General features: G+C 51.7%; 4 protein-coding genes. All 4 read right to left on the bottom strand.

Annotated features, from left to right (window positions below):
• Positions 1–29: 29 nt before the first annotated feature.
• On the bottom strand, positions 30–1550 hold the full coding sequence (locus IBX50_RS16315) for a SpoVR family protein (protein ID WP_292257357.1): 1521 nt from the start codon (positions 1548–1550) through the stop codon (positions 30–32).
• Complete coding sequence (locus IBX50_RS16310) at positions 1547–2827, bottom strand: YeaH/YhbH family protein (protein ID WP_292257356.1); 1281 nt, start codon at positions 2825–2827, stop codon at positions 1547–1549. Before IBX50_RS16310 ends, IBX50_RS16315 begins: the two co-directional genes overlap by 4 nt.
• Before the next feature lie 25 nt (positions 2828–2852).
• Positions 2853–4775: a PrkA family serine protein kinase gene (locus IBX50_RS16305; RefSeq protein ID WP_292257355.1), complete on the bottom strand. Its 1923-nt coding sequence runs from the start codon at positions 4773–4775 to the stop codon at positions 2853–2855.
• A gap of 108 nt (positions 4776–4883) precedes the next feature.
• Positions 4884–5859 (bottom strand): methyl-accepting chemotaxis protein (locus IBX50_RS16300; RefSeq protein ID WP_292257354.1); only part of this gene is annotated, 976 nt, incomplete at its 5' end.

Here is a 5859-nt window from a genome sequence, read left to right as displayed (position 1 = left end):
CTGATCATTTATCCAGCATGAAAAAATGATCACGGGCAAATCGGGTCTTCCACCACCGGCCAAATGGTTTCGCTGATTTTTTCTTTACCATCCCAGCTTTCCAGTTTGACCGGGAAGCCCCAGAGGGTGTGCAGGTGTTGCAGTACGTCCTGAGTGGAATCTCCCAGATTACGGCGGTTGCTGCGGTTGTGGCGCAGGGTGAGACTGCGATCACCACGCAGATGGGCTTCCCAGATTTGGATATCCGGTTCACGAAAGCTGAGGTTGTACTGTTCAGCCAGTGCTGAACGTACCGCACGGTAACCACTTTCATCATGGATGGCGGTGATTTCAATCTGGCTGACCTGATCATCATCCACCAGTGCAAACAGGTGAAAATCCCGAATCACCTTGGGTGACAAAAACTGCTGGATGAAAGACTCATCCTTAAAATCGCGCATTGCCCAGTGCAGGGTATCCAGCCAATCCTTCCCGGCAATATCCGGGAACCACAAACGATCTTCTTCGGTGGGTTGCTCACAGATACGTTTCAGATCGGTGTAGATGGCAAACCCCAGTGCATAGGGGTTGATGCCGGAATAATAAGAGGTATCAAAATCTGGCTGCATCACCACACTGGTGTGGGATTGCAGAAACTCCAGCATAAACCCTTCATCCACCAGCCCTTCGTCATACAAGTCATGCATCAGGGTGTAGTGCCAGAAGGTCGCCCAGCCTTCATTCATTACCTGGGTCTGGCGTTGTGGATAAAAGTACTGGGCAATCTTGCGTACTATGCGTACCAGTTCGCGTTGCCAGGGTTCCAATAGGGGTGCGTGTTTTTCGATGAAGTACAGCAGGTTTTCCTGGGGTTCTTCCGGAAATCGCCACTGTTTGCCACTTTTTTCTTCTTTCTCTGGGTTCAGATTCGGCAGAGTGCGCCATAGATCGTTGACCTGTTGTTGCAGGATAGCTTCCCGTTCCTGCTGGCGTTCTCTTTCTTCCCGTGCCGATAGCGGGCGCGGGCGCTTGTAACGATCCACCCCATGACTTTGCAAGGCATGGCAGGCATCCAGCAGGCTTTCCACGGCATCAATACCATAACGCTCTTCACATTCACTGACGTACTGACGGGCAAACACCAGATAATCAATGATGCCTTCTGCATCCGTCCAGGTGCGAAACAGGTAGTTGTTCTTGAAAAAAGAGTTGTGCCCGTAACAGGCGTGCGCCATTACCAGCACCTGCATCATCAGGGTATTTTCTTCCATCAGATAAGCAATGCACGGGTTGGAGTTGATCACCAATTCGTAGGCCAGCCCCATTTGCCCACGTTTGTAGGCCTGCTGCACCTTCAGAAAGTGTTTGCCATAAGACCAGTGATGGTAACCCACCGGCATACCCGTGGCTGCATAAGCATCCATCATCTGTTCACTGGAGATGGCTTCGATCTGGTTGGGGTAGATGTCCAGCCGGTATTTTTTTGCCAGCCGGGCAATTTCGCGCTCATAAGCTTCCAGCAGCTCAAAACTCCACTCACTGCCTCTTGCCAGGGGTTCACGACGCTTCATCTGCTGCCCTCCTTGTGAAAAAGCTCACGGAAGACGGGGTAAATCTCTGCCGCTTCAAAAAACTGTCGCATGGCAAAACTGTGCGGGAAGCGCTCCTGAATGCCTTCATAAGCCTCCCACAAGGCCTGATGGGCATGGGGAGTGATTTCTACATAGGCAAAATAACGCACCAATGGCATCAGGCGTTTGACCATCCATTCGGCACACTGGTCGGAATCATCATCCCAGTTGTCACCATCCGAGGCCTGGGCAATGTAGGCATTCCAGCGACTGGATGGGTAACGGGCTTCGAGGATGCTGCTCGCCAGCTTCAAGGCGCTGGAAACAATGGTGCCGCCGGTTTCTCGTGAATAAAAAAACTCCTGCTCGGTCACTTCTCTGGCACTGGTATGGTGGCGGATAAACACCAACTCCACCTTTTTATAATTCCGCTCCAGAAACAGGTAGAGCAGTAAGAAAAAGCGTTTAGCCAGTTCTTTGTGTTTTTCAGTCATCGAGCCGGAGACATCCATGATACAAATCATCACGGCCTGGGTGGCCGGTACCGGCTGTTGTTTCATGTGGCGGTAACGCAGGTCATCGTCATCCAGCCAAGGCACAGCTTGCAGGCGTTTTTTCAGCCCCTCAATCTGCTCTTGCAACTCGCGGATACGCAAGGGGTTACGCAGTGCGGTATCTTTTTGCTCTTCTTCAGCCAGTGCCTGTTCACACGCGTGCAATTCTTTCCTCAGGCTGGAACCCATGGCAATACGCCGAGCATAAGCAGTACGCATGGATCGAACGACATGCAGGCGTGAAGGTGTACCCTGACGCACAATACCACCATGCACCGGGCGACTTTCATCCGTTTCTGTCAGCTCCTTACGTACCAGATTCGGCAGCGCCAGATCATCAAACAGGAAATCCATAAATTCATCACGCGACAGGGTAAAAGCAAACTCATCTTCTCCTTCACCATCCCGCCCAGCCTGACCCGACCCGGAGCCCTGACCTGCGCCACCTGGTGGGCGATTAACCCGATCCCCCTGACGAAACTCTTTATTTCCCGGATGCACCATGCCCCGACGACCGGCCTTGCCGTGATGAAACACCGGCTCACTGATATCCTTGCCGGGAATACTGACTTCTTCACCCCGTTGCATGTCCGTGATGGAGCGTTTTTTAACCGCATCACTGACCGCACGACGAATGTGGCTGCGGTAGCGTCTGAGAAAACGCTGCCGGTTCACCGCACTCTTGTTTTTGCCGTTGGGGCGGCGATCAATAAAATATCCCATGCGTCACCTCGGCGGCTGGCCTGAATTACTGCGATTTGCGTACCCGCAGATACCATTCCGACAGCAGGCGCACCTGTTTTTCGGTGTAACCCCGGTCGGTCATCCGAGCGACAAAATCCTCATGTTTTTTCTGATCTGCAGTGGATGCCTTGGCGTTAAAAGAGATCACCGGCAACAGCTCTTCGGTGTTGGCAAACATCTTGTGTTCAATCACGCTGCGCAGTTTTTCATAACTCTGCCAGCTGGGGTTGTTGCCGTTGTTCTGGGCGCGGGCACGCAGTACAAAGTTGACCACTTCATGGCGGAAGTCTTTGGGATTGGAAATACCCGCCGGTTTTTCAATTTTTTCCAGCTCTTCATTGAGTGCCTGACGGTCCAGCAGTTCACCGGTTTCCGGATCACGGTATTCCTGATCCTGAATCCAGAAGTCCGCATAGGTGACATAACGGTCAAAAATGTTCTGGCCGTATTCACTGTAGGATTCCAGATAGGCGGTCTGAATCTCTTTACCGATGAACTCAACATAACGGGGTGCCAGCCACTCCTTGATAAAACTCAGATAACGGTCATGTACTTCATCCGCAAACTGTTGCTGTTCTATCTGCTGTTCCAGTACATACATCAGGTGTACTGGGTTGGCAGCGGTTTCGGTGGAATCAAAGTTGAACACTCGTGACAGAATTTTGAAGGCAAAACGGGTGGACAAACCATCCATACCTTCATTCACCCCGGCATCATCTCGGTACTCCTGAATCGACTTGGCTTTGGGGTCGGTGTCTTTCAGATTTTCACCGTCATAAACCCGCATTTTTGAGAAGATGTTCGAGTTTTCTGGCTCTTTCAGCCGTGATAGCACCGAGAACTGTGCCAGTATGCGCAGCGTATCCGGTGCACAGGGCGCCTGTGCCAAGGAGGAGTTTTCCAGCAGCTTTTTATAAATACGAATTTCTTCAGATACCCGCAGGCAATAGGGCACCTTAACGATGTAAATACGGTCGAGGAAGGCTTCATTGTTGCGATTGTTGCGGAAAGCCTGCCATTCCGATTCGTTGGAATGCGCCAGCACTATGCCTTCAAAAGGAATGGCTCCCATGCCTTCGGTGGGGTTGTAGTTACCTTCCTGAGTGGCGGTCAGCAGTGGATGCAGCACCTTGATGGGTGCCTTGAACATCTCCACAAACTCCAGCAACCCCTGATTGGCATGGCAGAGACCTCCCGAGAAGCTGTAGGCATCCGGATCATCCTGGGCATAATGCTCCAGTTTGCGGATATCCACCTTGCCCACCAGTGAAGAAATGTCCTGATTGTTTTCATCACCTGGTTCGGTCTTGGCAATGGCCAGCTGATTCAAACGGGATGGATACAGGCGCACCACTTCAAACCTGCTGATGTCACCACCAAATTCTTTCAGGCGTTTAGCTGCCCAGGGTGAAGGAATGGACTTGAGATAACGACGGGGAATGCCGTATTCCTGCTCCAGCAATTCACCGTCTTCTTCGGCATCAAACAACCCCAGCGGTGACTCATAAACAGGGGAACCCTTGATGGCATAAAAAGGCTGGTGTTCCATCAGCAGTTTTAATCGCTCGGCCAATGAGGACTTGCCACCACCCACCGGTCCCAGCAGGTAAAGGATCTGTTTACGTTCTTCCAGCCCCTGCGCAGCATGGCGAAAGTAAGAAACAATCTGCTCTATTGCTTCTTCCATGCCAAAAAATTCCGGGAAGGCCGGATAACGCCGGATCACCTTGTTCATAAAAATACGCGACAGGCGAGGGTCTTTGGCGGTATCGATCACCTCCGGTTCACCAATCGCCAGCAGCATCCGCTCAGCAGCCGAGGCATAAGCACTGGCATCCTTACGGCAGAGCTGCAGATACTCCTGCAGGCTCAGACTCTCCTGCTGTACTCGCTCAAAACGGCTTTGTACGTGGTCAAAAATGCTCATGGCCTACCCCCTTACAGCTGTCTGATACGTCAGGCTTTCCTTCAGCATAGACAAGACTGCAAAAAAAGAGTGCCTCTGTGGGCACTCTTTTTCCTGGGTGATGAGAGGTTATGAACGCCGACCTATCCAGTTCTGCCGTGCTTCAACCATCTGATCTATGGCTGACAACAAGCGGCGGCTGTCACTTTCTGCTTGTTCCATGGAGGCTACAATTTGCTCACGCCCCGCCACGCTGGCCTCAAGATACAGGCTCAAAGCTTCATCCAGTCCAGCTTGCAGTTGTTGATAACTCTGGCGTAACTCATCAAATACTGGCAGACGCCCAAGCTCTGTGGTGGCAGTCCGCTCAATCCACTGCTCCAGCTGTTCACTGCTTGTTTGCCGTGATTTAGCTTCCGTAGCATTCAGCCCGTCGTAAACCATCTGTTTGTTGATAACGTGATCCACTTTGAGCAGCGATGCAAAACTGATGTCCTTGACGTGCTCCACCTGTTTTAAGGTATTTCCAGCATCCTCGGCCACTTCAGCAAAACGCTGCTGGAAACCCTCAATCTCGCGCTGGATCTGCTCTGCCAGCTGCTGACTTTCCTGTGCACCGTCCAGTGAATGACCAACCTGCTGACTGAACCCCTGCAGGGTTGTATGAATACTTTGTGCAGCTTGTTTGGTTTTATTCGATAGCTGTTTAACTTCATCAGCCACCACAGCAAATCCACGCCCTTGCTCACCTGCCCGTGCTGCCTCAATGGATGCATTCAGCGCCAGCAGGCTGGTCTGATCCGAAATATCCGTGATTGCTTGCAGGGTGCTGGTCACCGCTTGGCTCTGCTCGTTCAGGGTTGCCACTGTTGCACCCACCAGCGTGACACTGGACGTAATCTTTTCCAGCAGCCTTGCCAGTTCAGCCGCTGATTGCTGACTGCTTTCTGCATTCTCAGCATTCTTTTCGGCTGATCCGGCAATGTTGTTCATAGTCTGACTGATGGTTTTTAAATCCTGCTGGGTCAGTTGCAGATTGTCTTTCAGGTTGCTGGTATTTAACTCATGCAGCTGTGATGACATCCGGTTTTTCTCGGTAAAAGCC

This window comes from Marinospirillum sp. (assembly GCF_014859565.1).
The sequence above is the reverse complement of the archived record's forward strand: the minus strand, read 5'-3'. Positions and strand labels throughout refer to the sequence as shown.

What these genes read in the sequence shown, in the direction of transcription:
- IBX50_RS16315 (WP_292257357.1), bottom strand. Translation starts at nt 1,550, where the DNA reads ATGAAGCGTCGTGAACCCCTGGCAAGAGGCAGTGAGTGGAGTTTTGAG.
- IBX50_RS16310 (WP_292257356.1), bottom strand. Translation starts at nt 2,827, where the DNA reads ATGGGATATTTTATTGATCGCCGCCCCAACGGCAAAAACAAGAGTGCG.
- IBX50_RS16305 (WP_292257355.1), bottom strand. Translation starts at nt 4,775, where the DNA reads ATGAGCATTTTTGACCACGTACAAAGCCGTTTTGAGCGAGTACAGCAG.